The organism is Micromonospora sp. NPDC000316 (genome assembly GCF_042898885.1).
Lineage (GTDB): Bacteria > Actinomycetota > Actinomycetes > Mycobacteriales > Micromonosporaceae > Micromonospora.
Window position 1 is genome coordinate 167,274 of the sequence record NZ_JBIAZG010000005.1, and the last position, 26,399, is coordinate 193,672.

General features: G+C 71.9%; 26 protein-coding genes. 17 read left to right on the top strand and 9 right to left on the bottom strand.

Annotation, left to right across the window (positions count from 1 at the left end):
• Positions 1–11: 11 nt before the first annotated feature.
• From trmD to ACFY2Q_RS13710, 7 genes are all read left to right on the top strand, one after another.
• On the top strand, positions 12–785 hold the full coding sequence (trmD, locus tag ACFY2Q_RS13680; RefSeq protein ID WP_387129999.1) for a tRNA (guanosine(37)-N1)-methyltransferase TrmD: 774 nt from the start codon (positions 12–14) through the stop codon (positions 783–785).
• 143 nt (positions 786–928) lie between these two features.
• Positions 929–1,285: a 50S ribosomal protein L19 gene (gene rplS, locus ACFY2Q_RS13685; protein WP_053652452.1), complete on the top strand. Its 357-nt coding sequence runs from the start codon at positions 929–931 to the stop codon at positions 1,283–1,285.
• A 181-nt stretch (positions 1,286–1,466) separates the two neighbouring features.
• On the top strand, positions 1,467–2,336 hold the full coding sequence (gene lepB, locus ACFY2Q_RS13690) for a signal peptidase I (protein WP_387130000.1): 870 nt from the start codon (positions 1,467–1,469) through the stop codon (positions 2,334–2,336).
• A gap of 10 nt (positions 2,337–2,346) precedes the next feature.
• Positions 2,347–2,982: a signal peptidase I gene (gene lepB / locus ACFY2Q_RS13695; RefSeq protein WP_387130001.1), complete on the top strand. Its 636-nt coding sequence runs from the start codon at positions 2,347–2,349 to the stop codon at positions 2,980–2,982.
• A 46-nt stretch (positions 2,983–3,028) separates the two neighbouring features.
• A complete protein-coding gene (locus ACFY2Q_RS13700) occupies positions 3,029–3,508 on the top strand; it encodes an NUDIX hydrolase (RefSeq protein ID WP_387130003.1) in 480 nt (159 codons plus the stop codon).
• Positions 3,502–4,314 (top strand): ribonuclease HII, encoded by an 813-nt coding sequence (locus ACFY2Q_RS13705; protein WP_387130005.1) that lies wholly within the window; start codon positions 3,502–3,504, stop codon positions 4,312–4,314. Before ACFY2Q_RS13700 ends, ACFY2Q_RS13705 begins: the two co-directional genes overlap by 7 nt.
• Positions 4,311–4,634, top strand: coding sequence for a DUF2469 domain-containing protein (locus tag ACFY2Q_RS13710; RefSeq protein ID WP_007075222.1), 324 nt, complete (start codon positions 4,311–4,313; stop codon positions 4,632–4,634). The genes ACFY2Q_RS13705 and ACFY2Q_RS13710 overlap by 4 nt, the downstream gene beginning before the upstream one ends.
• A gap of 45 nt (positions 4,635–4,679) precedes the next feature.
• Here ACFY2Q_RS13710 and ACFY2Q_RS13715 read toward each other — a convergent pair whose 3' ends face one another.
• Together ACFY2Q_RS13715 and ACFY2Q_RS13720 are read right to left on the bottom strand one after the other, a co-directional pair.
• Positions 4,680–5,807, bottom strand: coding sequence for a sulfite oxidase (locus ACFY2Q_RS13715; protein WP_387130007.1), 1,128 nt, complete (start codon positions 5,805–5,807; stop codon positions 4,680–4,682).
• 99 nt (positions 5,808–5,906) lie between these two features.
• On the bottom strand, positions 5,907–6,539 hold the full coding sequence (locus tag ACFY2Q_RS13720; protein WP_387130009.1) for a class I SAM-dependent methyltransferase family protein: 633 nt from the start codon (positions 6,537–6,539) through the stop codon (positions 5,907–5,909).
• A 144-nt stretch (positions 6,540–6,683) separates the two neighbouring features.
• Here ACFY2Q_RS13720 and ACFY2Q_RS13725 point away from each other — a divergent pair, with 144 nt between their 5' ends.
• Positions 6,684–7,385 carry a murein hydrolase activator EnvC family protein gene (locus ACFY2Q_RS13725; protein WP_387130011.1) on the top strand — a complete coding sequence of 234 codons (702 nt, stop codon included), beginning with the start codon at positions 6,684–6,686 and terminating at the stop codon, positions 7,383–7,385.
• On the opposite strand, the gene ACFY2Q_RS13730 is transcribed toward ACFY2Q_RS13725, so the two are convergent.
• The 5 genes from ACFY2Q_RS13730 to ACFY2Q_RS13750 all read right to left on the bottom strand — a co-directional run bounded on the left by ACFY2Q_RS13730 (position 7,368) and on the right by ACFY2Q_RS13750 (position 13,072).
• Positions 7,368–8,549, bottom strand: coding sequence for an aminotransferase class V-fold PLP-dependent enzyme (locus ACFY2Q_RS13730; RefSeq protein WP_387130013.1), 1,182 nt, complete (start codon positions 8,547–8,549; stop codon positions 7,368–7,370). The genes ACFY2Q_RS13725 and ACFY2Q_RS13730 overlap by 18 nt on opposite strands.
• Before the next feature lie 44 nt (positions 8,550–8,593).
• Entirely contained in the window at positions 8,594–9,661 is a 1,068-nt protein-coding gene (locus ACFY2Q_RS13735) for a tyrosine recombinase XerC (RefSeq protein ID WP_387130015.1), read from the bottom strand.
• Between the two features lie 289 nt (positions 9,662–9,950).
• The gene (dprA, locus tag ACFY2Q_RS13740) at positions 9,951–11,156 is read right to left on the bottom strand and encodes a DNA-processing protein DprA (RefSeq protein WP_387130018.1); all 1,206 of its coding nucleotides are present in this window, start codon (positions 11,154–11,156) and stop codon (positions 9,951–9,953) included.
• Positions 11,153–12,673: a YifB family Mg chelatase-like AAA ATPase gene (locus tag ACFY2Q_RS13745; RefSeq protein ID WP_387130019.1), complete on the bottom strand. Its 1,521-nt coding sequence runs from the start codon at positions 12,671–12,673 to the stop codon at positions 11,153–11,155. Before ACFY2Q_RS13745 ends, dprA begins: the two co-directional genes overlap by 4 nt.
• Before the next feature lie 39 nt (positions 12,674–12,712).
• Positions 12,713–13,072 (bottom strand): YraN family protein, encoded by a 360-nt coding sequence (locus ACFY2Q_RS13750; protein ID WP_387130021.1) that lies wholly within the window; start codon positions 13,070–13,072, stop codon positions 12,713–12,715.
• Positions 13,073–13,281: 209 nt separating this feature from the next.
• Between ACFY2Q_RS13750 and ACFY2Q_RS13755 the strand changes: the two genes are divergently transcribed.
• From ACFY2Q_RS13755 to ACFY2Q_RS13790, 8 genes are all read left to right on the top strand, one after another.
• Positions 13,282–14,487: a hypothetical protein gene (locus ACFY2Q_RS13755; RefSeq protein ID WP_387130023.1), complete on the top strand. Its 1,206-nt coding sequence runs from the start codon at positions 13,282–13,284 to the stop codon at positions 14,485–14,487.
• Between the two features lie 356 nt (positions 14,488–14,843).
• Entirely contained in the window at positions 14,844–15,773 is a 930-nt protein-coding gene (gene rpsB / locus ACFY2Q_RS13760) for a 30S ribosomal protein S2 (protein WP_387130024.1), read from the top strand.
• Between the two features lie 135 nt (positions 15,774–15,908).
• Positions 15,909–16,736, top strand: a complete 828-nt coding sequence (tsf, locus tag ACFY2Q_RS13765; RefSeq protein WP_387130026.1) for a translation elongation factor Ts — start codon at positions 15,909–15,911, stop codon at positions 16,734–16,736.
• 159 nt (positions 16,737–16,895) lie between these two features.
• Positions 16,896–17,663: a UMP kinase gene (pyrH, locus tag ACFY2Q_RS13770; protein WP_387130028.1), complete on the top strand. Its 768-nt coding sequence runs from the start codon at positions 16,896–16,898 to the stop codon at positions 17,661–17,663.
• A gap of 85 nt (positions 17,664–17,748) precedes the next feature.
• A complete protein-coding gene (gene frr, locus ACFY2Q_RS13775; RefSeq protein WP_387130030.1) occupies positions 17,749–18,306 on the top strand; it encodes a ribosome recycling factor in 558 nt (185 codons plus the stop codon).
• Positions 18,307–18,707: 401 nt separating this feature from the next.
• Positions 18,708–20,027, top strand: a complete 1,320-nt coding sequence (locus tag ACFY2Q_RS13780) for a phosphatidate cytidylyltransferase (protein ID WP_387130032.1) — start codon at positions 18,708–18,710, stop codon at positions 20,025–20,027.
• Between the two features lie 104 nt (positions 20,028–20,131).
• Positions 20,132–21,289, top strand: a complete 1,158-nt coding sequence (gene rlmN / locus ACFY2Q_RS13785; RefSeq protein ID WP_387130034.1) for a 23S rRNA (adenine(2503)-C(2))-methyltransferase RlmN — start codon at positions 20,132–20,134, stop codon at positions 21,287–21,289.
• Positions 21,290–21,320: 31 nt separating this feature from the next.
• A complete protein-coding gene (locus tag ACFY2Q_RS13790) occupies positions 21,321–22,496 on the top strand; it encodes a DivIVA domain-containing protein (protein WP_387130036.1) in 1,176 nt (391 codons plus the stop codon).
• An 88-nt stretch (positions 22,497–22,584) separates the two neighbouring features.
• Here ACFY2Q_RS13790 and ACFY2Q_RS13795 read toward each other — a convergent pair whose 3' ends face one another.
• Positions 22,585–22,806: a DUF2631 domain-containing protein gene (locus ACFY2Q_RS13795; RefSeq protein WP_082377176.1), complete on the bottom strand. Its 222-nt coding sequence runs from the start codon at positions 22,804–22,806 to the stop codon at positions 22,585–22,587.
• A gap of 198 nt (positions 22,807–23,004) precedes the next feature.
• Here ACFY2Q_RS13795 and ACFY2Q_RS13800 point away from each other — a divergent pair, with 198 nt between their 5' ends.
• Positions 23,005–24,585 carry a Rieske 2Fe-2S domain-containing protein gene (locus ACFY2Q_RS13800; protein ID WP_387130039.1) on the top strand — a complete coding sequence of 527 codons (1,581 nt, stop codon included), beginning with the start codon at positions 23,005–23,007 and terminating at the stop codon, positions 24,583–24,585.
• 128 nt (positions 24,586–24,713) lie between these two features.
• Here ACFY2Q_RS13800 and ACFY2Q_RS13805 read toward each other — a convergent pair whose 3' ends face one another.
• Positions 24,714–26,309, bottom strand: a complete 1,596-nt coding sequence (locus tag ACFY2Q_RS13805) for a phytoene desaturase family protein (protein ID WP_387130041.1) — start codon at positions 26,307–26,309, stop codon at positions 24,714–24,716.
• Between the last annotated feature and the right edge of the window lie 90 nt (positions 26,310–26,399).

The window sequence follows — 26,399 nt, forward strand, 5'->3', positions numbered from 1 at the left end:
GGCCACCCCGCATGCGCGTCGACGTCGTGTCGATCTTTCCCGAGTACTTCGCCCCGCTGGACCTGTCCCTGATCGGGCGGGCCCGCGCCAACGGCGTACTCCAGCTTGCCGTGCACGACCTGCGGACCTGGACGCACGACGTGCACCGCACGGTGGACGACACCCCCTACGGCGGCGGGCCGGGAATGGTGATGCGTCCCGAGCCGTGGGGTGCGGCGCTGGACGCCCTCGCGCCGGCCGAGGCCCCGCCGCCCCGGCTGCTGGTGCCGTCGCCGGCCGGTGTCCCGTTCACCCAGGCCATGGCGTACGAGCTGGCCGCCGAGTCGCACCTGCTCTTCGCCTGCGGCCGGTACGAGGGGATCGACCAGCGGGTGTTGGCGCACGCCGCGACCCGGATGCCTGTCACCGAGGTCTCGCTCGGCGACTACGTGCTCTTCGGTGGCGAGGTCGCGGTCCTGGTGATGGTGGAGGCGGTCACCCGGCTTCTGCCCGGGGTGCTGGGCAACGCCGGCTCGTTGGACGAGGAGTCGCACGCCCACGGGCTGCTGGAGGCGCCGATCTACACCAAGCCACCGAGCTGGCGGGGGCACGACGTGCCCGAGGTGCTCCGCTCCGGTGACCACGGCAAGATCGCGCGATGGCGGCGCGAGGAGGGTCTGCTGCGGACCGCCGCCCGGCGCCCGGACCTGCTCGCCGCTCTGCCCGCCGACCGGCTCGACAAACGGGACATCGCGGCCCTGGAGCAGGCCGGATTTCATCTGCCGCCAGGGGATGTGGCAAAGTAGGGAGGTTGCCGTATCCGTCCGCGCCCGCAGACGGATACGAGGGTCCCCGACCGGGGTCGGTCCGCCGACCACCACCCGAGGATCAGAATCACCCATCCGCGCACCGAGTGACGGTGCGCCGTGAGCCTTACGAGGACGCAGCGATGAACATCCTGGACGCCCTTGACGCCCAGTCGAAGCGGACCGACCTTCCCGACTTCCGGGCCGGTGACACCGTCAAGGTGCACGCCCGCGTCGTCGAGGGCAACCGGTCCCGTGTCCAGATCTTCCAGGGCGTCGTGATCCGCCGCCAGGGTGACGGTCTGCGCGAGACCTTCTCGGTCCGCAAGATCAGCTTTGGTGTCGGCGTTGAGCGGACCTACCCGATCAACGGCCCGGGCATCGACCGGATCGAGGTCGTGACCCGCGGTGCCGTGCGTCGCGCCAAGCTCTACTACCTGCGCGAGCTGCGCGGCAAGAAGGCCAAGATCAAGGAGAAGCGCGAGAAGCAGCCCAGCTGACTTCCCGCTCGCCACGCCGCCTGAACTGCGCGTATGCCGTACCGACCGGACCGCACTACCCTGGTCGTACGGGCGCAGTCAGGCGGCGGCCCCGCCCACGTGGCGGGCAGACGTCCACAACCGCCCGTGGAGCCTCGACGAGGCTCCCGGGCGGTTGTGTTTCTGCGGACCGGGGAGTGGCGTGGTGCAGACGCTTGACGAGGACGGCGCCGTCGATCCGTGGCGCCGACGGGCCCGCCGCAGCCGCCGCCAGATGCCCCTCTGGCAGGAGCTTCCGCTGCTGCTGGTCGTCGCGTTCTGCCTCGCGGTGCTGATCCGCACCTTCCTGCTCCAGGCGTTCTTCATCCCGTCCGGCTCGATGGAGGACACCCTCCTGATCGGCGACCGGGTGCTTGTCAACAAGGTCGTCTACGACACGCGTGACCCGGTGCGCGGCGAGGTGGTCGTCTTCCGGGGCACCGACCGCTGGGCGCCGCAGGTCGACGAGCAGCCGGCGCCGGGCTTCGTCGGAAGGGTCAGCCGGACCGTCGGCGATCTGGTCGGGGTGAGCCGCCCCGGCGAGAAGGACTTCATCAAGCGCGTCATCGGCCTGCCCGGCGACCGGGTCAAGTGCTGCGACAGCCAGGGTCGGGTCACCGTCAACGGCATCCCGCTGAACGAGCCGTACGTGCTGCGGGACTCCCCACTGGATCTGCCGCCCAACCCGGGGGAGTGCCGCTCGCGGCGCTTCGACGAGGTTGTCGTGCCACCCGGCCAGATCTTCGTGATGGGTGACCACCGGCTGGTCTCGCAGGACGCGCGTTGCCAGGGCCCGGTGCCGATCGACAACGTCGTCGGCCGTGCCTTCATGGTGGTCTGGCCGTCGTCGCGGTGGAGTGCGCTGTCGGTGCCGTCGACGTTCGACGACGTGTCGGATTCCTCCGCCGCGTCCACCGGGGCGCCCCCGGTTCGGCCCACGCCGCAGGGTGGTGTGCTGCTGATTCTCCCGCTTGCGGCCGCGCTGGGGCGATCCCGCGCGTTCCGGACGGTGACGTCCGGTCGGGCAACGTAGGCTTCCTGGCGTGATTGACGAGCAGACCGACAAGCCCCGCAGCTCCTTCTGGAAGGAGCTGCCGATCCTGCTGGGTGTGGCGATCCTGGTCGCGGTGCTGGTCCGCGCCTTCGTGCTGCAGACCTTCTTCATCCCCTCCCCGTCCATGGAGAACACTCTCAAGATCGACGACCGGGTGTTGGTCAACAAGTTGGTCTACGACTTCCGGTCACCGCACCGCGGCGAGGTCGTCGTGTTCAAGGCCCCCACCTCGTGGAGCGGCAACCCCGACGGTGAGGACTTCATCAAGCGGGTGATCGGCGTCGGCGGCGACCACGTGGTCTGCTGCGACCCGCAGGAACGGCTGATCATCAACGGCAAGGCGCTCGACGAGCCGTACATTTTCTCGATCGACGGGGTCCGCGACAAGCCGGCCGACCAGGAGTTCGACATCACCGTGCCGGAGGGGCGGCTGTGGGTGATGGGCGACCACCGCTCGGCCTCTGGCGACTCGCTGGAGCACTGGCAGCAGTCCGGGCAGGACATCACCGAGGCCACCATCCCCGAGGACGACGTGGTCGGGCGGGCGTTCACCGTGTTCTGGCCGGTCAACAGGGCCACCTGGCTGACGGTGCCGGACCAGTACGACGGCATCCCCAAGCCGTAGACGCACCGGCGTGGGCGATCGGCCGCCCGTCTGGCAGGCTGGGGCGGTGACCGCCTACACCCCTCGACGTGCGGCCCGCGTGCTGCTCGTCGACGCGGCCGGCCGGGTGCTGCTCTTCCACGGCCTCGACCCGGCCCGCCCCGGGCACCGCTACTGGTTCACCCCGGGCGGCGGGTTGGCCCCGCAGGAGTCCCCGTCGGCCGGCGCGGCCCGGGAGTTGGCCGAGGAGACCGGGTTGCGGCTCGCCCCGGCAGACCTGGGTGAGCCGGTCTGGTCCGACACGATCGAGTTCCCGTTCGACGGCACCTGGTATCGCCAACAGCAGGACTTCTTCCTGCACCGTGTGCCGTCGTGGCAGGTGAACACCGCAGGCTTCGACGACATCGAGCAGCGCAGCATCACCGGTCACCGCTGGTGGCTGCCGGCTGAGCTGGCGGCCAGCGGCGAGCGCTTCTACCCCTCCGAGCTGCCCGCGTTGCTGACCCGAGTCCTGCCCCCGGCCCCCGAGGTGGAGACGCCGTGCTGACCCCGCCGCGTACCGTCGTGCGCCGCGAGGCAGGCCTCTACGCCCTGGAACGGGCGCTGCAACGGCGCGGCTTCCGGCAGGTGGCCGGCGCCGACGAGGCCGGGCGGGGGGCCTGCGCCGGCCCACTTGTGGCCGCCGCGGCAGTGCTGCCGGAGGGGCGACGCGGTGAGATCGACGGGCTTGCCGATTCCAAGCTGCTCACCCCGGCCAGCCGGGAGCGGGTGTACGCCGAGGTCGTGGACCGCGCGCTGGCGTACGCCGTGGTGATCATCCCCGCCGAGGAGGTCGACGCCCGAGGGCTGCACGTGTGCAACCTGGCGGCGATGCGCCGGGCGCTGGCCTCGCTCACCACCCGCCCCGAGTACGTGCTTACCGACGGCTTCGGCGTGGACGGCCTGGGCGTGCCGGGGCTTGCGGTGTGGAAGGGCGACCGGGTGGCGGCATGTGTGGCGGCGGCAAGCGTGCTCGCCAAGGTCACCCGGGACCGGATCATGGTGGAGATGGACGAGGTGTTCCCGGCGTATGGCTTCGCCGAGCACAAGGGCTACATCACCCCGGAGCACAGCGCGGCGCTGCGGGAGCACGGACCATGCCGTGAGCACCGGTTCTCGTACGTCAATGTCGCCACCGTCTCCGGCCGTGAGGGCCGGCCGCCGCGCGCCCGTCGGCCCGTCGGCCCGGCCTCGGACGAGCCGATGGGGCGCTCCCGGGCGTCAGGGGGTACCGTCGGCGTGGCGTTGGGCGAGCAGCTTCGGCCTCCCGCGCCGGTGGGGGAAGATGTGGCCATGGAAGGCGGAGTGCGATGAGCGCGGAAGATCTCGAAAAGTACGAGACCGAGATGGAGCTGCAGCTCTACCGGGAGTACCGCGACATTGTCCGCCAATTCTCGTACGTGGTGGAGACGGAGCGCCGGTTCTACCTGGCCAACCAGGTCGATCTGCACGTGCGCAACTCCGACGGCGAGGTCTACTTCGAGGTCGAGATGCACGACGCCTGGGTGTGGGACATGTACCGTCCTGCCCGCTTCGTGAAGAATGTCCGAGTGATGACCTTCAAGGACGTCAACGTCGAAGAGCTGGAGAAGCCCGACATCTCCCTGCCGGCCGACTCCGGCTTCGGGGGCTGACCCCCGCCCGGCCACGCCACGGGCCCCCACCCGCAGCGCAGCCGGTCACTCGGCAGGCACCACGACTTCGACGCGCTGCACCACGTTGTTGGCGAAACCGCCACGGTTCCACGGCTGCTCCACCGGTTGGGTACGCCCCGACGCGTCGGTCGCCCGCGCGCTGAGCACATACCGGCCGGGCGTCGCCGTCCACTCGTGCCGCCACCGCCGCCAGGCGAAGTCCCCGCCCGCTACCGGGTCCAGGTCGGCCGGCACCCAGCTCGCCCCGCCGTCGACTGTCACCTCCACCGACACCACAGGCGCGTGCCCCGACCAGGCCCGACCGTCCAGAGTGCACGGCCCCGGCCGCACCACCCGGCGCCGCGACATGAAGTCGGGGAAACCGGGCGGACGCACGAGCGCGCGGGGCTCGATCCGGGTGACCGGCACACCCGGGTCGTCGGCGTCGCGGCGCACCCGGTAGGCCACCGCGTTCTGGTAGCCCTCGAACGGCTCGGTCCGGACCTCGATCGAGCGGAGCCACTTCACGTGGGCCATGCCGTACCAGCCCGGCACGATGAGCCGTAGCGGCGCGCCGTGCTGCGGCAGCAGGGGAGAGCCGTTCATCTCGTACGCCAGCAGCACCTCCTCGCGCAGCGCGTCGGCGACCGGCAGCGCCCGCTGGAAGTCCTGCTCCACCCCGCGTTCCACCCCGTGATCGGCGCCTGTGAAGACCACGTCGACAGCGTCCGGGTCGAGGCCCGCCTCGCGCAGCAGCGGCGCCAGCGGAGTCCCCGTCCACTCGGCGTTGCCGACCGCCTCGACCAGCCAGGGCTGGCTCACCGGCCGGGGATGCAGCAGCGCCCGACCGTTTCCGGCGCACTCAAGGGTGACCTGGTGCGTGACCCGGGGCCGCTCGCGCAACTCCGCCAGGGTGACGGTAAGCGGTCGCTCCACCGCGCCGCCGACAGTAAACGTGTGACCGACCGGGTCCACGTCGGGGATGTCGTAGTGGATCAACAGGTAGTGCAGGCCGGCCGGAGTGACGTCGTAGCGCAGCGCCTCCAGCGGGATGCCGTGGTTGCGGGCGGCGAGCTGCAACTCCTCGGCGCTGATCGCCTCGCCCGGCTCGGCCAGCCGGGAGGGGCCGCTCACGTCGGCTACCGCCGGCGTCCGGTCATCGACAGTGGTCATGCGTGCCTCCCCGTTCCAGACGACGGCGCCCCGCCGTACCCGGCCAGCCTAGGCCTCCTCGACGCCCCGAACATGGCCGGGCAGCGCGGCCGAGCGGGGTCAGCGGGGGAGGAACTCGAACATGACGGCCCCGGGAGGCAGTGGTCGGGGACGCCCGACGTGCCGGTGTACGACGACACCCACCTTCTCGGCCGGCGTGCTGACCGCGACCGGCGCGAAACCCTCCGCTGCGAACCAGTCGCAGATGGCCGGCACCAGATCAGGCTCGCGCCGGTGCCGGGTCCAGATCACCGTGCCACCGCTCGCGCAGAGTGCGGCGCAGTGCCCGACGGTGGCCCTCACGTCGGCGTCCGACACATTGCCGAACACCCCGCAGAGCAGCACCAGCTCAGCCGGGACCATGCCGGCGTAGGCGTCGGTCGATGCCGCGTCGCCCACCACTACCTGAACGCCGGTCAGGCCGGCCGCCCGTGCGGTGTCCTCGGCTATCGCGGCGTTGCGCGGGTCCAACTCGACAAGTCGGGCGGTCACGTCGGCCCGGCGGGGGTGCGAGGCGAGCACCGGGATCAGGTCCCGACCCTGGCCGGCGCAGGCGCTGACCACCCGCACCGCCCCGGCCGGTGCCCGATCCAGGGCCGCCCGGACCTGCCCCTGCACCTCGACCAGTCGGGCGGCCAACGACGACCCCGGCTGGTCGTAGTCCTCGTGCCAGGAGAGCCAGTCCCGAGTCATCGGGCCAGCATAGGCAGGGTCCGTCCGCCCCGGGGCATAGCAGATCATCTGTTGTTTCGGGTGGTCGTCCACAGCGCGGCCGGTTGTCCACAGCTTCGTCTCGCGGGGTGGCGGACGACACGACCCCGCCCGCAGGCTGCCGTCATGCGACAGCCATCCGCCGCGCGCCTCGGCTCGATCCGCCGCACCGTGCTGCTCTGCGCCGCGCTTCCGCTCGCACTCGCCGTGCAGATCGGCGGCCTGGTGCTGCTCCTCGCGACGGTGCCCGGCAGTCCGCCGACACCGACAGTCCCGGTCGCGGTGGTGGCGTCCGCCGACCCCGGGTCGGGGCGGTTCCGGTGGCCGGTCGACGGTTCGCCCCGCCCGGTCCGCCTCTTCGACCCGCCACCCCGGCCGTGGCTGGCCGGGCACCGGGGCGTCGACCTCGCGGCCCCGCCCGGCGCGGTGGTCCGCAGCGCCGGGCCGGGCACCGTGCTCTTCGCCGGCGTGGTGGCCGGCCGACCGGTGGTCACCGTGGGCCACGCCGGCGGGTTGCGGACCACCCACGAGCCGGTCCAACCGGCGGTACGCCCCGGCCAGCAGGTCGCCGCCGGCACGCCGCTTGGCGAGTTGCTGCCCGGCCACCCGGGCTGCCCGGCCGATGCCTGCCTGCACTGGGGGCTGCGGCGCGGCGAGGAGTACCTCGACCCCCTGGCACTGCTCGGCCTGGGCCCGGTGCGCCTGCTCCCGGTCGACGGGTTCGGTGCCGGCGGATCTGGCGTCGGCGGATCCGGTGCCGGCAGTTCGGTGCCGGCGGATCTGGCGTCGACGGGTTCGGCGTCGGCGGGGTCAGCGTTGGGCGAGTAGGGCCGGCAGCCGCACGGCCAGCCGCTCGTACTCGTCGGCGTTGTTGTAGACCTGGCCGGTGAGCCGCAGCCAACCCCTGCCGTTCCAGCTCATCACCGCCACCTCGGTGGCGAGCCGCTCGCCGATCCGCGTCTGTAGCGCCCGCGCAGCGTCGATGCCTGTGGCCGTGCCGGCCGGCAGAGGAATGAGGCGCAGGGCCACCTCCGGCCCGCCCGGGTCGGGCAGTTGGGCGGGAGGCACCCCGAGCGCGTCCCCCACCACCCGCTGCCCGTACGCGGCGAGCGCGGCATTGTGCGCACGGACCCGGTCGACGCCGAGGCTGCGCAGGGTGAACAACCCCGCCGGGGCGGCCAGCCAGGCCGTGTAGTCGAGGGTGGCCTGCCACTCCACACGCGCCGGGAAGCCTGCCTCCTGCTCCCAGGAGACCACAAGCGGCTCGATCCGGTCCCGCCACTGCGGTGCCACCGTCAGCACCGCGGTACCCCTCGGGGCGTACCCCCACTTGTGCAGGTTGCCCGCCCAGAAGTCGGCGCCGACGCTCGCCACAGTGGTCGACAGCATGCCCGGCGCGTGCGCGGCGTCCACCAGGACCGGCACGCCGTGTTCGTGGGCCACCCCGACAATGGCAGCGGCCGGAAAGAGCCGGGCGGTGGCCGAGGTGAGTTGGTCGACGACGAGCAGACGGGTCCGCCCCGGCCGCAGACCGGCGCGGATGGTCTGCACGATCTGCTCGTCGGTGGCGGCCAGCGGGATCGGCAGGACCCGACTGACCGCTCCGGTCCGGCGGCACTCCCGCTGGATGGCCAGGCTCACCGCGCCGTACCCATGATCGGTGCTCAGCACCTCGTCGCCGGCGCGCAGGCCGAGTGACTGGAGCACCACGGCGACGGCGGTCGTGGTGTTGCCGACCAGGGCGCTGCCGTCCGGGTCGGCGCCGAGGAACCCGGCGAGGTGACGGCGGGTGTGCGCGATCCGGTCGACCAGCCCCTGGGTGAAGAAGCGCAGCGGGTTGGCTTCCATCTCGTCGCGCAGCCGCTGCTGGACCCGTTGTACGCCAATCGGCACCGCGCCGAACGAGCCGTGGTTGAGATGACTGACCGCCGGGTCGAGGGAGAACAGCAGGCGGGCGCCCGGGATCGGCTCGGGGGGCTGCGGGACGCTCACCCAATGATCGTAACCGGCGCGCTCGTGCCGCTCCCGGCACTTGATCAGGCGCGGGGGTGTGCCTGCCGGTACGCGGCCCGCAGCCGCTCCACCGAGACGTGCGTGTAGATCTGGGTGCTGGCCAGCGACGAGTGGCCGAGCAACTCCTGCACGGCGCGGAGGTCAGCCCCGCCCTCCAGCAGGTGGGTGGCGGCGGAATGGCGCAGGCCGTGCGGGCTGGTCCGGGGAAGGCCGACGGCCTCGGCGTACGCGCCGACGACCTGACGCGCGGTCGTCGGGTTGAGCCGCCCGCCCCGGGCACCCAGCAGCAGCGCGTTCCCCGAGTGGTCGCCGACCAGCTCCGGGCGACCCCGGCGCAACCAGTCGTCCAGGGCTCGCTGCGCGGGCACCCCGTACGGCACCGAGCGCTCCCGCCCACCCTTGCCCAACACCCGGATCACCCGCCGTTCGTGGTCGACGTCAGCGACATCCAGGCCGCAGGCCTCGCTGATCCGCACGCCTGTGGCGTAGAGCAGCTCCAGCAGCACCCGGTCACGCAGCGACACCGCCTCGCTCTCTGTCGTCGCCCCCGAGGTCGGCCCGGCCGCCGGGGCGGTGGAGGCTGGGCCCGTGCGGGTCCCGTCCGCGCGTGTTGGGCCGGTGTGCGCAGGGTCGGCGTGCGCTGGGTTCGTGGGTGGCGACTGTCGGGACGGTGCCTCGACCAGGGCGGCGGCCTGGTCGGCGCGCAGCACGCTTGGCAGTTCCCGGTGCGCGCGGGGACTTGCCAGTGCGGCGCCCACGTCGGAGGGGAGCAGCCCGGCCCGGTGCGCCCAGGCGCTGAACGCTCGCGCCGACGCGGCCCGCCGGGCCAACGACGTGCGGGCCGCACCTGTGGTGCGCTGCCGCGCCAGCCAACTGCGCAGCACCGATAGGTCCAGCTCGGCGAGGTCGACGCAGCCCATCCGGACGGCGTGGTCGAGCAGCGAGACCAGATCGGTGACGTACGCGCGGACGGTGTGCGCCGACCGATTACGTACCCGGGACAGGTGCTCGGCGAAGTCGTCGACCGCGTCGCGCAGTGCTGGCGGCAGTGCCTGGTGCAGGGCCCGGGTGCCCCGGTCGGGCCCACTCATCGGGGCCGCGCCGACGTGCTTATCGGTTCGGCGACCCCGGCACCCTCGCTGACAGCTGGCACGGCACCAGCCTACGGCCGGGCCGCGTACGCCACCGGACACGACGGTCGCGGTGTCCGCCGGCTAGCGGCGGTTGTTCCTCTTCATCAGAAGGACGACCAGGCCGGCGATGAGCGCGGCGGACGTGACGAGACAGCACAGCGTGGCGATGTGCCACGGCTTGATCGCACCCATGGCCACGCACCGTACCGGTAGGTGCGGCAGCCCGCTGCCCCGAGCGGACGCGCCTTCAGTGCGGCCCGGATGTCCCCGCCGCCTCGGGCTTGACGGGTGGGGCGAGGGCGTAGCCGCCCTCTCGGCGAACCACAATGGACAGCTCCTCCAGCAGCGACAGCTTGCGCAGCGCGGTCCGTACGTCGACGCCGGCGCGGGCGGAGAGCCGGTCCACGCCCATCACGCCGCGGCGGGGCAGCGCCTCCACCAATGCTCGGGCGTCGTCGTCGAGGGTGTCGGCGGGTCGCTGCGGGCCACGCGCCAGCGGGGCGAGGTCCGCGCCGATCCGGCCCACTTCCTCAAGCACGTGTGCCACACCGGTGACCAGTCGTGCCTTCGGCTGCTCGCGGAGCAGCTCGTGCGCGCCGACGGACATCGCCGAGGTCACCGGCCCGGGCACCACCATCGCGATCCGGCCGGTGTATAGGGCCCGCCGGGCGGTCTGTGTCGCGCCGCTGCGTGCCGACGCCTCCACCACCACTGTGCCGACGGTGCCCCCGGCGATGACCCGGTTGCGGATCAGGAACCGGGGCCGCAGCGGCTCGGCGCCGGGCGGCCACTCACTGACCAGCAGCCCGGTGTCGGCGATCCGGTCGAAGAGCGCGGTGTTGCCGACCGGGTACGGCCGATCCAATCCGCAGGCCAGCACCGCGACGGTCAGCCCGCCGGCGTTGAGAGCACCCCGGTGTGCGGCCGCGTCGATGCCGAACGCGCCGCCGGAGACGACAGTCCAGTCCCGCTCGGCCAGCCCGTACCCCAGCTCGGTGGCGACGTGCTGGCCGTAGCCGGTGGCGGCCCGCGCTCCGACCACGGCCACCGAACGGTCCAGGGCCTCGCCCAGCGGCCAGCTCCCGCGTACCCAGAAACAGAGCGGTGGGGCGGTCTCGGCGTCCACCCGGCGGCTGGCGTCCGGCAGGCGCAGTTTGGCCAGGCCGGCCACCTGGGCCGGCCACTCCTCGTCGTCGGGCGTGACCAGCCGGGCGCCGAGCCGGTTCGCCCGCTCCAGTGCCTCGGCCGCCACCGCCCGCGCGTCGCCGGCCGCCGACCGGGCCGCCACCGTGCTGTGCAGCCAGCCGTCCGGGCTGCCACCGTCGAGCAGCAGGTCCAGGGTCGCGACCGGGCCGAGCCGTTCGACCAACTGGTACACAGCCCGGGTGCCCGGTTCGGCCAGCCAGGTAAGTGCGACCCGGGCCAGCCTGCGCTCGTCGTCGGCGCCGCTCATGCTTCCTCCCCCGTTCGTAGTTGGATGGCCTCCCGCACGTCATCGCGGTCCGGTCGGTCCCTGCCGTCCAGATCCGCGATGGTCCAGGCCATGCGGATCACCCGGTCGAAGCCGCGTGCCGACAACGAGCCGGAGTCGAGCCGCCCGCGCAACTCGGCGGTGGTCTGCGCCGGTAGTCGCCACGGGGGCCGGCGTAGGTGCGGGCCGTCGACGTCGGCGTTGAGCCGCCACCCGAGGCCAGCCCAGCGTTTGGCCGCCGCCTGCCGGGCCGCCGCCACCCGGGCGGCGACCGTGGCCGAGGATTCGGCGTCGCCCTCGGACGCCATCAACTCCGCAGCCCGCAGCGGCATGAGCCGCACCTGGACGTCGATGCGGTCCAGCAGTGGCCCGGACAGCCGCCCCAGGTAGCGGCGGCGGGCAAGCGGCGAGCACTCGCAGTACGCGTCGCCGGCCGGCTTCGCACACGGGCACGGATTGGCGGCCAGCACCAGTTGGGTCCGCGCCGGATAGACGGTGCCGCCTCCGCTGCGGATCAACTGCACGTGGCCGTTCTCCAACGGCTGGCGCAGCGCTTCCAGGGCACCCTTGCTAAATTCGGGAGCTTCGTCCAGAAATAGCACCCCTCGGTGGGCGAGCGACACCGCCCCTGGGCGGGCCAACCCCGAACCGCCACCGACCAGCGACGGGACCGTGGCGGTGTGGTGCGGGGCCTGGAACGGTGGGCGGCGCAGCAGCCGGCCACCCGGCGGCAGCAGCCCGGCGACCGAGTGCAGCGCCGTCACCTCCAGCGCCGCGTCGTCGTCCAACTCGGGCAGGATCGACGGCAGCCGCTCGGCGAGCATCGTCTTGCCGGCGCCGGGAGGGCCGAGCAGCGCCACGTGGTGCCCACCTGCGGCGGCGACCTCGAGCGCCCGCCGGCCCATCTGCTGGCCGGCGACGTCGGCGAGATCCGGGCCGCCGGTGACAGGTGCCGGGGTGGCCGCCGGTGGTTCGATAAGCGGGCTGCCGTCGCGAACGAAGGCGACCAGCCGGTGCAGGGTGTCCACGGCCCGCACGCGTACTCCGGGGATGACCGCGGCCTCGGCGGCGTTGCCGGCCGGGACGATCACCCGCCCGATGCCGGCCTGGGCTGCGGCGGCGACCATCGGCAGGACCCCGCGTACCGGCCGGACCGTTCCGTCCAGCCCCAACTCCCCGAGGACCACCACCCCCTCTAGGGGCAGCAGCGGCAGCTCGCCGGAACCGCCCAGCAGCGCTGCGGCGATAGCCAGGTCGAACGCCGAGCCGAATTTCGGCAGCGTGGCCGGCAGCAGGTTCAGCGTGATCCGCCGGTTGGGCCAGCGCTGGCCGGAGTTGACCACGGCGGCGCGGACCCGGTCCCGGGCTTCGTGCAGGGCGGTGTCCGGCAGTCCGGAGATCACCACCGCCGGCAGGCCGGCGGCCAGGTCCGCCTCGACCTCGACGAGGTGGCCGGTGACGCCGACCAGCCCCACGCAGAGCACCTTCGCGTAGCTCACGACATGTCACCGCCGGCCCGGCCCCACGCGGCGCGCATCTCAGAACGCACCCTTGAGGTGGTCGACCCGGGCCGGGCCGGCGTCGGGCAGCCGCACCGAGAGCACGTCGAACCGCACCTCGTCGGCGGTCGTCCCGGTCTCGGCCAGCCACCGCGCGGCGAGCACGCGTAGCCTGCGGGCCTTGGTCGGCACGACCGCCTCCGCCGGGGTGCCGAAGGCGTCGCCCCGGCGGGTCTTCACCTCGCAGAAGGCGAGCACCGGCCCGTCCCAGGCGATGATGTCGATCTCCCCTTCGGGGCAACGCCAGTTCCGGACGATGGGGCGTAACCCCGTCTCGGTCAGGTGCCGCGCGGCGCAACGCTCGCCGTACGCGCCGACCGCCTGGTTCCGCTTCGTCATGGCCGGCACGGTGCCCGCCGAGACACGGACGCCGCGACCCCGATGGCCGTCGCCTGTGGACAACTGGTGTCCTGTGGACAACCGGACGATCATGTCCACCCCGTGCTACGGGAGCTTCGGTGTCGGGGAGGTGTCCGGGCTGGTGGGCGACCACTCAGCGGGCGGGCCTGAGATGGCGTCGGCGCAGGCGGTCGCATACGGTGCCGGACGTGGACGGACGACGGAGTTTTCCCGAAGACCAGGAGTCGCGCTGGTATTCCGACGAGCGGGGGCGCGGCTACGGCGAGTCGGAGTGGCGTGGCGCGGGCGAACCGCGATACCGGGACAACGAGGTTCCCGAGCAGCGGGGCGCCGAGACGGATCGCTCCGGCGAGAGCGAGCCCGGCCGGTTCGCGGCGGTGCCCGACCGGCTCGGCGAGCCGAACTCCGGGCGCCTCGGCGCGGTGGACGGCACCCGATTCGGCACTGCGGAGGCCGACTCCGGTCGCTTCGGGGCTGTGGATGCGCAGGCCGCGCGGTTCGGTACGCCCGAGGCTGACTCCGGTCGCTTCGGTGCGGTGGATGCCACTCGGTTCGCCTCGGCGGAGGCTGACTCGGGTCGCTTCGGGACTCTCGACGCGCAGGCCGCGCGGTTCGGTACGCCCGAGGCCGACTCCGGACGTTTCGGGGCCGTCGAGGCGCAGGCCGGCCGGTTCGGTACGCCCGAGGGTGATTCCGGGCGCTTCGCAGCGGTCGACCCGCTCGCCGACGCCCTGCCGGACGCGGACGGTTACCGGGCCACCCGATCGCGGCGGGCGGACCGGGACCCCTCGGAGGTCTCCGGCGAGTTGCCCGGACGCCGGGCAGCCCGGGAGTCGACCGGGACGGGTTCGCCGCTGTCCGGCGGTCGCGACGAGGTCGCACGCGAGGTGACGCCCGCGGGTGACCCGGCGGTGGGTGTGCTCGCCGACCAGGCTCGTCCGGCCCCACTGGGCGGGTACCCGATCGTCGAGCCGACCCGGGGCGGCAACTCGCCGCACCCGCTGGACATGCCGACCGGCCCGATGACCCCGATCAGCCCTCGTGGTGGGCTGCCGGCGGGTGAGCCGTCGGTGTATCCGCCGGCGGCCGACGGCGTCTATCGGACCCGCCGCCCGGTGTTGGCCGTACTCTTCGCCCTGCTGGTCTTGATCTTCGAGATCCCCGCGCTGCGGGTGCTGCTGGCGGGCGTGACAGGTGATCCGGTGGACTCCGGGAACGTGGTGGTGGGCATCGCCCTTGTCGCCGGGCTGCCGATCTTCGCGACCGGGCTGTACGGGCTGCGTACCGGAGGGTTGGCGCTTTCCGACGGCGGTCGGGGCTGGCTGCGCCCACCGACGGCCTACCTGACTGTCGGCCTGGGGCTCTTCCTCGCCGCGGCGCTCGCCGCCGGCTGACCCGGAGCGCTCCCGTCGCGGCGGATGACACACGCGGCAATCAGGAAATAGTGGCCTCCGGCGACCCGGAGGCCACTATTTCCATGAACGGGCCCGATCTTCCCGTGCCGGGCGTGATCGGGCGGGGAGTGGCGGTGCCGCACCCGAGGGCCGCAGAGCGGGTGAGGGGCGTACACTGGCCAACTGGCGACCGCCTCGGCGGTCGACCTCGCGTGCCCTCTCCACGAATCGTCGTGGAGCGACGGCCTCCCTGGTCCCGATCTTGATCGGGTCCACCATGGGCCGGCGACCAGGCACCAGGACGCCCGGCCACCGGCCGGGCGTGACAACCAGGGACATTGAGGAGTACCCCAACCATGGCCGTCGTGACCATGCGCCAACTGCTGGAGAGCGGTGTCCACTTCGGGCACCAGACCCGGCGCTGGAACCCGAAGATGAAGCGCTTCATCATGACCGAGCGCAACGGCATCTACATCATCGACCTGCGCCAGACCCTCGAGTACATCGAGAAGGCGTACGAGTTCGTGCGTGGGACCGTCGCCGAGGGTGGCAGCATCCTCTTCGTCGGCACCAAGAAGCAGGCCCAGGAGGCCATCGCCGAGCAGGCGACGCGGGTCGGTCAGCCGTACGTCAACCACCGCTGGCTCGGTGGCATGCTCACCAACTTCCAGACGGTCTACAAGCGGCTCCAGCGGATGAAGGAGCTGGAGGCTCTGGGTGACCTCAGCGGCACCGCCGCCGGTTACACCAAGAAGGAGACCCTGCAGCTCTCCCGCGAGAAGATCAAGCTGACCCGCACCCTCGGTGGTCTGCGCGACATGCAGAAGCTGCCCGCCGCGGTCTGGATCGTCGACACCAAGAAGGAGCACATCGCCGTCGACGAGGCCCGCAAGCTGGGCATCCCGGTGATCGCGGTGCTGGACACCAACTGTGACCCGGACGAGGTCGACTTCCCGATCCCGGGCAACGACGACGCGATCCGCTCGGCCGAGCTGCTGACCAAGGTCGTCGCCGCCGCCGTCGCGGACGGTCTGATCGCGCGTTCCGGCCGCCGCCGGGGCACCGACGAGAAGCCCGAGGGCGTCGCGAGCGACGAGCCGCTGACCGAGTGGGAGCGCGAGCTTCTCGAGCCGAAGAAGGCCGACGAGTCGGCCGCCCCGGCCGAGCAGCCCGCCGCTGCCGCCGCCGAGCAGCCCGCCGCTGCCGCCGCCGAGCAGCCCGCCGCCCCGGCCGAGCAGCCGGCGCAGGCCGCCACCGAGCAGCCGGCGGCCGCGACCGCGGAGTGACCGCGCCGTCGCTGCCCCGCTGTCCGTTTTCCCAAACGGCGGGGCAGCGACGGTACGCCGGGCACGAACCGTCCGGATCCGGGTAACCGGCACCTCTGACCATCCACACGCCGCCTCAATATCGAAGAGAGAGCCATGTCCCAAATCACCGCCGCGGACGTCAAGAAGCTCCGCGACCTCACCGGCGCCGGCATGATGGACAGCAAGAAGGCGCTGACCGAGGCCGAGGGCGACTTCGACAAGGCCATCGAGATCCTGCGCGTCAAGGGCGCCAAGGACGTCGGCAAGCGGGCCGGCCGTACGGCCGCCAACGGCCTGGTCGCCCACTCCGGCAAGGCGCTGCTCGAGCTCAACTGCGAGACCGACTTCGTCGCCAAGACCGAGTCGTTCATCGCGCTGGCCCAGCAGCTGGTCGAGCACGGCGAGCGCGCCGGCGTGAACACCGTCGAGGAACTGCTCGCCACCGAGCTCGACGGCAAGGTCGTCGCGGACCTGATCCAGGAGCAGTCCGCCAAGATCGGCGAGAAGCTGGTGCTCAACCGGTTCGCCCGGGTCGAGGGCACCGTCGCCGTCTACCTGCACCGCAAGGCCCAGGACCTGCCGCCGGCCGTTGGTGTGCTGGTGTCGTACACCGGCAAGAGCGACGAGGCGGGCGACGCTGACGCCCGTGGCGTGGCCATGCAGATCGCCGCGATGCGGCCGAAGTACCTCACCCGGGACGAGGTTCCGGCCGAGGTCGTCGAGTCCGAGCGGCGCATCGCCGAGCAGACCGCCCGCGAGGAGAACAAGCCCGAGGCGGCCATGCCGAAGATCATCGAGGGCCGGGTGAACTCCTTCTTCAAGGACTACGTCCTCGTCGAGCAGGCGTCGGTGGCCGACAACAAGAAGTCCGTGAAGCAGTTGCTGGCCGATGCCGGCATCGAGATCACCCGCTTCGTGCGGTTCGAGGTCGGCCAGGCCTGAGCCGCCACCGGGCGCCGTGGGCGCCCGTGGGCAGGAGACGTCGACGAGGAGGCCGCCGGTGTACGTGACAGGCACCGCGGCCTCCTCGTCACATAGGGTCGTCAGCGGCAGGTTCGCGGTAACGCACGCACGGGGCGTGCGGTGGGGAAGGCGGGGCGGATGACGCAGGTTGTGAGTGACCGGACGCTGGCGGTGGACGATCCGACGGCGCCGCCGCCCGGTCGTGCCCGCCGGGTGGTGCTGAAGCTCTCCGGTGAGGTGTTCGGCGGCGGCGCGATCGGCGTCGACCCGGACGTCGTCCAGGCGATCGCCCGGCAGATCGCCACTGTGGTCCGCCGTGGTGTGCAGGTCTCCGTGGTGGTCGGTGGCGGCAACTTCTTCCGCGGCGCGGAGTTGCAGAAGCGTGGGATGGACCGGGCCCGCGCCGACTACATGGGCATGCTCGGCACCGTGATGAACTGCCTGGCCCTCCAGGACTTCCTGGAGAAGGAGGGCATCGAGACCCGGGTGCAGAGCGCCATCACGATGGCCCAGGTCGCCGAGCCGTACATCCCGCTGCGGGCGATCCGGCACCTGGAGAAGGGCCGTGTGGTCATCTTCGGCGCCGGCGCCGGCATGCCGTACTTCTCCACCGACACCGTGGCCGCCCAGCGGGCTCTGGAGATCCGGGCCGACGTGGTGCTGATGAGCAAGAACGGCGTGGACGGCGTCTACACCGCCGACCCGCGGATCGACCCCACCGCCAGCAAGCTCGACTCGATCACCTTCTCCGAGGTGCTGCAACGCAACCTGCGGGTGGCCGACGCGGCGGCGTTCAGCCTCTGCATGGAGAACGGCCTGCCGATGCTGGTCTTCGGTGCGCAGGGTGACGACACCATCATCCGCGCGGTGGGTGGCGACAAGATCGGCACCCTGATCACCGCCTGATCCTCGCCCCACCCGGGGCGCCGGCAACGGCGGTCTGACGACTTTCAGCAGCCCACGACGAGCACAGAAGGAGGCGAGGAGACCGGTGATCGACGACACCCTCCTCGAGGCCGAGGAGAAGATGGAGCGTGCGGTCGAGCACGCCAAGGAGGAGTTCGGCGCCATCCGTACCGGCCGCGCCAACCCCGCCATGTTTTCCAAGGTCATCATCGACTACTACGGCACGCCCACGCCGCTGACCCAGATGGCGTCCATCGCGATCCCCGAGCCGCGGATGGCCATCATCAAGCCGTACGACAACTCGCAGATCCACGCGATGGAGAAGGCGATCCGGGACTCGGACCTCGGGGTCAACCCGAACAACGAGGGCACCCAACTGCGCATCCTGCTCCCGCAGATGACCGAGGAGCGCCGCCGCGACATGATCAAGGTGGCCCGGCACAAGGGCGAGGAAGCCAAGGTGGCGATCCGTAACGTCCGCCGCCGTGGCAAGGAAGAGCTGGACCGCATCGTCAAGGACGGCGAGGCCGGCGAGGACGACGGTCGCCGCGCCGAGAAGGAACTCGACGACCTGACCCAGCGCTACGTCGCCAGCATCGACGATCTGGTCAAGCACAAGGAGACCGAACTGCTGGAGGTCTGAGGACCACCACCGCCGCACAGTCGACGCGAGGCCCGACCCCGATCCGGGGCCGGGCCTCGTGCCGTCCCACGACCCGCGGGGGAGAGGCCCTGGCCCCGACCGCCCGGTGTGACCGGCGCCGGTGGATCGACGGGCCGGTGTGGATCGACCGCCGATGGCCGGGCAGCCGTGCCGGGGCTGGTGTCGCACCGCTCGGCGACTGCTGTGGAACGAGCCGAGGCCCTCGTCCGCCTCGCCCCGGCGGCGTGTGCAGTAGGCTCGTCAGGATTCCCGGCCACCGGGCGGTGAACACCGGGGATCGACCGACCGTCGGGGCGGTCAATCGGAGGAACATCGCGCTTGTAGGGGATGCTTGTGGTCTTGCGTCATGTGGTGGTTCTCGTGCCGCGTCGCGGTGCGTGATGTCCCACCCCGACCCCTACACGGGCGAGCCCCGCGGCTGGGACCGACCGGAGCGCCGGGTTTCCCTGCCCTGGCCCGAGCACGAGCTTGAGGCGGGCCAGTGGAGCCGCCGTCCGGCCGCCGGCCCCGAGCTGTACGCCGAGCCACGCACCCGCCCAGACGTCGAGCCGCACCAGGCCGACCGGTTCGACGACCGGAGCCCCTCCGGCAGCTACGACGACCGCCCACCAACGGCCGACGGTCCGGTGCGCTACGACGACTCCGACGGTCCGGCTCGCTACGACGACCCCGACGACCCGGTCCGCTATGACGACCGCGACGGTCCCGTGCGCTACGACGATGACGCCGACTATCCGACCGCCCAGCTCGCGCCGATCGGGGCCGAACTCGGGCCGGACCTGGACCTGGACCCGGTGACCGATCCGGAGCCGTCGGCCGGTCGACGGCCGAAGGGCCGACGGCGGGCCAGCGCCGACCGACCGGCCACCCAGCAGGTGGGCACCGGGCGTGCCGGCCGGAACCTGCCGGCGGCAATCGGTGTCGGGCTCAGCCTCGGCGCGCTGATCGTGGTGCCGCTTGTCTTCTACCCCCTGGCGTTCCTCGTGGTGGTCGCCGCCGCAGTCGGCGTCGGCATCTGGGAGATGACCCGGGCGGTCCGGCGCAGTGGCGCGCACCCGCCGCTGGTGCCGTTGGTCGCCGGCGGCGTGCTGACCATCGGCCTGGCGTGGTTCGCCGGCCCGGACGCGCTCAGCCTGGGTCTGCTGGTGACCGTGTTGGGCACGATGATCTGGCGGTTGGGTGACGGCCCGGCCGGCTTCCAACGGGACCTGACCGCGGCGACCCTGATCGCGGTCTACGTGCCGTTCCTCGGTGGTTTCGCGGCGCTGTTGGCGGCGGCCCCCGACGACGGGCCGGTGCGCATCCTGGTCACGTTGGTCGCTGTGGTCCTGTCCGACACCGGTGGGTACGCGGCGGGCGTCTCCTTCGGCCGCCACCCGATGGCCCCGTCGATCAGCCCGAAGAAGTCCTGGGAGGGGTTCGCCGGCTCGGTGACTGCGGCGGCGCTGGGCAGCGCCCTGCTGCTGTGGCTGCTGCTCGACGTGGCGCCCTGGTGGGGTGCCCTGTTCGGGGTGGCCGTCTCCGTCGCGGCGGTCCTCGGCGACCTCGCCGAGTCGATGATCAAGCGGGACCTCGGCGTCAAGGACATGAGCAACCTGCTGCCCGGGCACGGTGGCCTGATGGACCGACTGGACTCGATCCTGTTCGCGCTGCCCACCGCGTACCTCCTGCTGGTGATCTTCGTGCCGGTGGTGGGGTGAGGCATGGATCACGGCGGTCCGACCTTCCCGATCCGTCGGCCGGGTCGGGTTCGGGCCCTCCGGACGGGTGCCTGCGGCCGATGGCGTGACACACTGGACCAGCCATGACGAGCCTGCCGTTGATCCCCGCCCTCTCGGACGCCTCCGCCGCACGCCGAGCCTCCATGCCGCCCCAGCACCTCGCCGACCTGGACCTGGCCGGCCGCCAGGCGCTGGTCACCGAGCTGGGTGAGCCCGCGTTCCGCGCCCGGCAGCTCTCCAACCACTACTTCGGGCGGCTGGTCCGCGACCCGCAGGAGATGACCGACCTGCCGGCGGCGAGCCGTGAACGGCTGGCCGGTCAGTTGCTCCCCAGGCTGCTCAACCCGGTGCGCGAGCTGGCCTGTGACGACGGCGCGACCCGCAAGGCGCTCTGGCGACTGCACGACGGCGCGCTCGTGGAGAGCGTGCTGATGGGCTACCCGGACCGGGTCACGGTCTGTATCTCCAGTCAGGCGGGTTGCGGCATGGCCTGCCCGTTCTGCGCCACCGGCCAGGCGGGGCTCACCCGCAACCTGTCCACGGCTGAGATCGTCGACCAGGCGGTCTACCTGGCCGGCGTGGCGGCCTCCGGCGTGGTCGCCGGCTCACCGCCGCGGCTCTCGCACGTCGTCTTCATGGGCATGGGCGAGCCACTGGCCAACTACAACCGGGTGATCGCGGCGATCCGCCGGCTGGTCAGTCCCGCTCCGGAGGGTCTGGGCCTGTCCCAGCGGCACATCACCGTTTCCACCGTCGGCCTGGTGCCGGCCATCCGCCGACTGGCCAGCGAAGACCTCTCTGTGACCCTTGCGTTGTCGTTGCACGCGCCCGATGATGATCTGCGCGACGAACTCGTGCCGGTAAACCAGCGCTGGAAGGTAGCCGAGGTGCTGGACGCAGCGTGGGACTACGCCGCCCGGACGGGCCGCCGCGTGTCGATCGAGTACGCAATGATCAAGGACGTGAACGACCAGCCGTGGCGAGCCGACCTGCTCGGGCGGCTGTTGGCCGGCAAGTTGGCGCACGTGAACCTCATTCCGCTCAATCCGACGCCGGGCAGCCGCTGGGACGCGAGCTCGAAGCCGGTCGAGCGGGAGTTCGTCCGGCGGTTGCGCGACGCCGGGGTGTCCACCACCGTGCGGGACACCCGAGGTCGTGAGATCGACGGCGCGTGTGGCCAGCTCGCCGCCGCCGAGGACACCGACACCTTCATCGACCGCGCCGGAGAGGCACCGGCGTGACCGGGCGTGGCGAACGAGACCAGGAGACATAGTGGCGAGTCAGGGTCAGCGTTTCCGGCGCAAGGCGCTCCGCCGGGGATACAAGGTCGACGAGGTGGATGCCTTCCTCGACCGGGTCGAGGCGACGCTCGACGGCCGTCAGGTCGGTGCGCCGGTGGCCTCCCAGGAGGTCCACGACGTCGTCTTCCGGGTCCGGTTCAACGGCTACGACGAGTGGCAGGTCGACCTGCACCTGGACCGGGTCGAGCGGCAGTTGGCCGAGTTGGAGGAGCGCACCAGCGCCGGGCGCGGTGGCGACCCCCGGATGGCTGACCGGTTGGGCCCGCCGGACCGGATGGGTCCGCCGATGCGCGACGACCGCGGCATGCAGCCGCTGCCTCCCCGGCCGATGCCGGCGCAGGCCGGGCCGCCCGCCGATCGCTACGGCCGCTACGACGAGCCGACAGGTGCTTTCGCCGGCGGGTACGACAACCCCCGCGGCGGGTACGACGCGCCGCGCGGCCCGGGTGGCCCCGGCCAGATGGGTCCTGGCCCGATGGGTGGGCATGGTGTCCCGCCGCGTGGCCTGCCCGCCGGCCCCGGTGGCTACGGCCCGCCCGATGACCAGCGGATGCCTGGTGGCTACGGCCCGCCGGACGACCAGCGGATGCCCGGTGGCTACGGCCCCCCCGATGAGCAGCGGATGCCTGGTGGCTACGGCCCGCCGGACGACAAGCGCACGCCCGGCGGCTACCCTCCGGAGGAGCCGCGCTTCGACGGCTTCGAGGCCGGTCGGCACGGTCGCGCCGACATGACCGCCGAGATCCGGATGCCCGAGCGGGACCTGCGCGACATGCGTCGAGGCCCGGCCGGCCCGCCCCCGATGCCGCAGCAGGGCATGGGTGGCCCACCGATGGCTGGTCCGCCCGCTGTGGCCGGCCCGCCGATGGGTGGCCCGCCGATGGCCGGTCCGCCCGGCAGCGAGCTCTACCGGGTCGACCAGATCCGCCGCAGCTTCCAGGTGCGCCGGTTCGGCAGCGGCTACGACCCCGATCAGGTGGACCGGTTCTTCGAGACCCTGCTCGGTGGGATGCAGGGCCGCAACCCGATGCCCGTCAACCCGAAGGACCTGGACACGCTCCGGTTCGGCCTGGTGCCCGGCGGCTACTTCGAGGCCGAGGTCGACGCCGCGCTCAAGGACGTCCAGGACATCCTCTTCGGGCGCTGACGCCGACGACGCGTACGGACGAGGGCCCGTCCCCCGGGTGGGGGCGGGCCCTCGGCGTCGTCAGCCGGTCGTCCGGCGGCCGTTCGGGTCAGGAGCGCAGGCCGTTGCGCCGCAGAACGGCGTCGCCGATCACGATGATCAGCAGCAGCGCGGCCAGGCCGACCAGCCAGATGTCCTCGACCCTGCCCTCGTGGTTGCCGCAGATCATCGCCAGCAGCGCCAGCGCGGTAACCACCGCGCCGATTCGTCCGGACTTCCGGTGCCCGGGCTTGTGCTGGTCTGGCGACGTTACCGGCTCGCTTCCTGCCACTGTCGGTCCTTCCCTCGCGATCGGATCTTTGGTTAGTCTGGCACGCCTCCTGCCCGGCACGACGCGGTGGGTGTTTCCTGGTCGCCCGGCCCGGTCGATCAGGGCCCGATGGCACTACGGGCGTCGCGGGGCGGGCGTCAGGCTTGCTCCGGTAGCGTTTGGCGTACACCTGATTGTCTGTTTGAGGGGGACTGTGCGGTGCGAGTGACCGGAACTGGGCACGCCAGCATGCGGATCGACACGGCTGCGGGCAGCATCCTGTGCGACCCGTGGGTCAACCCGGCGTACTTCGCCTCCTGGTTTCCCTTCCCGGACAATTCGCTGCTCGACTGGGAGACCCTGGGGCAGGTCGACTACCTCTACGTCTCCCACCTGCACCGGGACCACTTCGACGCGAAGCACCTGCGGGACTTCATCTCCAAGGACGCCACGGTCCTGCTCCCGGAGTTCCCCACCTCCGAGATGGAGGACGAGTTCCGGGCGCTGGGCTTCACCAAGTTCCTGAAGGCGCCCAACGAGCAGGTCGTCGAGCTGGACGGTGGCCTGAAGATCATGATTCAGGCGTTGACGAGCCCGACCGACGGCCCGATCGGCGACTCGTCGCTCTGGGTCGAGTACGACGGGGTGCGGCTGCTCAACCAGAACGACGCCCGCCCCACCGACCTGAGCGTGTTCGCCGAGCTGGGTCACGTGCACGCGCACATGCTCCAGTTCTCCGGTGCGATCTGGTATCCCATGGTCTACGAACTGCCGCAGGCGGCGAAGACCGCGTTCGGCAAGCAGAAGCGCGACAGGCAGTTCGACAGGACCTGGCGCTACATCGACGACCTGAAGGCCGACCACGTCTTCCCGATCGCCGGCCCGCCGTGCTTCCTCGACGACGCGCTGTGGCAGTTCAACGACATCCACGGCGACGAGGGCAACATCTTCCCCGACCAGTCGGTCTTCCTGAGCGAGTACGCGAAGGTCGGCGGCACCAACGGGATCGTGCTGCTGCCGGGCAGCGTCGCCGAGGTCACCACCGACGGCGCGACCACGACCCACCCTGTGCCGGTCGACGAGTTCTTCGCGAACAAGGTCGCCCACCTGGAGGAGATGCGGGAGCGTAAGCGGCCGATCATCGAGGCGGAGAAGGCGTCGTGGCGGCACCCCGAGGTGGATGTGCTCGGCCAGATGAAGAGCCGCATCGAGCCGCTGCTCGACGAGTCGATCTACCTGGCCAAGGGGGTCGGCGGCCCGGTGCGCTTCGACCTGGTCGGCTACGACGGCGAGAGCGTCGAGTCGATCGTGGTGGACTTCCCGGGCAAGGAGGTCCGGCCGTACGCGGACGAGAAGGTCCGCTACCGATTCCGCACCGAACGGTCGCTTATCGAGCACCTGCTCTTCATCGACGAGGTGGACTGGGTCAACTCGCTCTTCCTGTCCTGCCGGTTCTCGGCGGCCCGGATCGGCCAGTACAACGAGTTCGTCTACGCGTTCTTCAAGTGCCTGTCCGAGGAGCGGCTCCAGTACGCGGAGGGCTGGTACGACGAGCACGAGCGCAGCACCGACGCCGAGGACATCACGCTTGGCGACTGGGTGGTGCAGCGCCGCTGCCCGCACCTGAAGGCCGACCTGACCCGGTTCGGCATCGTCGAGGGTGACCAGCTCACCTGCCAGTTGCACGGCTGGCGCTTCGACCTGTCCTCCGGCCGCTGCCTGACAAGTGTCGGCCACAAGGTCCGCGCCCACCGCGTAGACGACGAAACCCCAGCCCCCGCAGGCAAAGCACTGAGCTAACCCTTCTCCCACCCCCGCGATCTTGCACTTTCTGCCGGGGCGAAAAGAACATATGCCCCAAAACAGCGACCGAAACTGCAAGATCGCGGGGGTGGGAGAGGGTGAGGGGGGTGACGAGGGCGTGCGGGCTAGTGGGGGAGGTCGGTCAGGATTCGGTGGGCTGCGTTGTGGCCTGCTGCTCCGATCACGCTGCCCGCCGGGTGGCAGCCGGCGCTGCCGGCGTACAGGCCGTCGATGCCTGTGGCGTAGGGCATCCGGTCGGTGAACGAGACGGTGTTGTCGACGTGGTGGATGTGTCCGCCGGTGATGCCGAAGTGCGCCTCGATGCCGGGCGGGGTCAGTGGCACCACGTCGGCGATCAGGTCGCCGGTGCCGGGGGCGTACCGCTCGACGATCTCGATGAGCCGGTCCACGTAACCGGGCAGTTCCGCGTCCCAGGTGGTGCCGGCCAGTTCGTAGGGGACCGACTGCACGAAGAGCGCCGACGAGTGGTGCCCGGCGGCGTCGGAGAGCGACGGGTCGACTGTGGTGTGCAGGTACCACTCGATCGTGGGCTCCGCCGGCAGCCGCCCGGCCTGCACGTCCGCCCACATGGCCCGCAGCGCGGTCATCGGTGAGGCGGCCTCCCCGCCGACGAGCGACGCGGAGCCGGGCAGCAGGTGGATTGTCGAGCCGAACGGGCTCGGCGCGTCGGGCGGCAGGCAGGAGAACCGGGGCAGCCCGGTCAGCGCGAGGTTGACCTTCAACGTGGTGCCGGGGCGGCGGACCGCCGCCATCCGTTCGCCGAGCGCCGCCGGCAGCGCGCCGTCGGGCACCAGGTCCATCAGCCGGTACGGGTCACACGCGCCGAGCACCACGGAGGCCGCCACCTCCCGACCGTCGGCCAGCACGACACCGCTCACCGCACCGCCGTCCAGGGTCACGGCGCTCACCGGCGTACCCGTCAGGATTGTCGCTCCGGCGGCGCGTGCGGCCCCGGCGAACGTCGCGGAGACGGTGCCCATGCCACCTTCGGCGATCATCCAGGTGCCGCCGGAGCCGGGGAGTCTGCACATGTTGTGCGCGAGGAAGTTGTGGCCCGTGCCGGGGTCGTCCGGGCCGGCGTTGAGGCCGGAGAGCCCGTCGGTGACGGCGTACATGCTGACAAGCAGTTCGGAGCGGAACTCGAACCGGGCCAGGTAGTCCGCGACCGAGCCCCGGACCAGGTCGACGAAGACCTGCCGCAGCGCCGGGCGGATGTGCCGCTCGGCAGTCTCCTCGGCGGTGAGCGGCTCGGCGAGCCACGCCGGGGCGAGATCGTCGCGCAGCGCGGCCAACTCGGCCTGCATGGCGTCGTCGGCGGCCACGTCGGCGGGGGAGAAGAACTCGGCGAGCTGCCCCCGGGTGGCGGCGGTGTCACTGCCGATCAGCAGGTACGGCGAGCCGAGGCCGCCCGGGGTGGGCAGGAAGTAGTGCGGGTCGCGGCGCAGCACGGGGATCCGCACGTCGAGCGTGGCGAGCAGCTCCGGTGGCATCAGCCCCAGCAGGTACGACCCGGTGGAGTGGCGCAGCCCCGGCACCTTCGGGAACGGGTTCTCGGTGCGTGCCGCACCGCCGATCACGTCGGACGCCTCCAGCACCAGCACGTCCAGCCCGGCGCGGGCCAACAGGATGGCGGAGACCAGGCCGTTGTGCCCGGCGCCGACGATCACGACGTCGGCGCGTGCGGGAAGTTCGCTGCTCATGCCGCGGCAGCCTAGTCGGCGCCCCCGGGTTCCGCGACAACTCCGGCGATCATGACGTTATTGCCCCGACGCGCCGCGGCGGGTGGCAAT

What these genes read in the sequence shown, in the direction of transcription:
- ACFY2Q_RS13805 (WP_387130041.1), bottom strand. Translation starts at nt 26,309, where the DNA reads ATGAGCAGCGAACTTCCCGCACGCGCCGACGTCGTGATCGTCGGCGCC.
- ACFY2Q_RS13780 (WP_387130032.1), top strand. Translation starts at nt 18,708, where the DNA reads ATGTCCCACCCCGACCCCTACACGGGCGAGCCCCGCGGCTGGGACCGA.
- ACFY2Q_RS13735 (WP_387130015.1), bottom strand. Translation starts at nt 9,661, where the DNA reads ATGAGTGGGCCCGACCGGGGCACCCGGGCCCTGCACCAGGCACTGCCG.
- rplS (WP_053652452.1), top strand. Translation starts at nt 929, where the DNA reads ATGAACATCCTGGACGCCCTTGACGCCCAGTCGAAGCGGACCGACCTT.
- tsf (WP_387130026.1), top strand. Translation starts at nt 15,909, where the DNA reads ATGTCCCAAATCACCGCCGCGGACGTCAAGAAGCTCCGCGACCTCACC.
- trmD (WP_387129999.1), top strand. Translation starts at nt 12, where the DNA reads ATGCGCGTCGACGTCGTGTCGATCTTTCCCGAGTACTTCGCCCCGCTG.
- ACFY2Q_RS13720 (WP_387130009.1), bottom strand. Translation starts at nt 6,539, where the DNA reads ATGACTCGGGACTGGCTCTCCTGGCACGAGGACTACGACCAGCCGGGG.
- pyrH (WP_387130028.1), top strand. Translation starts at nt 16,896, where the DNA reads ATGACGCAGGTTGTGAGTGACCGGACGCTGGCGGTGGACGATCCGACG.
- ACFY2Q_RS13725 (WP_387130011.1), top strand. Translation starts at nt 6,684, where the DNA reads ATGCGACAGCCATCCGCCGCGCGCCTCGGCTCGATCCGCCGCACCGTG.
- ACFY2Q_RS13710 (WP_007075222.1), top strand. Translation starts at nt 4,311, where the DNA reads ATGAGCGCGGAAGATCTCGAAAAGTACGAGACCGAGATGGAGCTGCAG.
- dprA (WP_387130018.1), bottom strand. Translation starts at nt 11,156, where the DNA reads ATGAGCGGCGCCGACGACGAGCGCAGGCTGGCCCGGGTCGCACTTACC.
- rpsB (WP_387130024.1), top strand. Translation starts at nt 14,844, where the DNA reads ATGGCCGTCGTGACCATGCGCCAACTGCTGGAGAGCGGTGTCCACTTC.
- ACFY2Q_RS13750 (WP_387130021.1), bottom strand. Translation starts at nt 13,072, where the DNA reads ATGACGAAGCGGAACCAGGCGGTCGGCGCGTACGGCGAGCGTTGCGCC.
- ACFY2Q_RS13715 (WP_387130007.1), bottom strand. Translation starts at nt 5,807, where the DNA reads ATGACCACTGTCGATGACCGGACGCCGGCGGTAGCCGACGTGAGCGGC.
- rlmN (WP_387130034.1), top strand. Translation starts at nt 20,132, where the DNA reads ATGACGAGCCTGCCGTTGATCCCCGCCCTCTCGGACGCCTCCGCCGCA.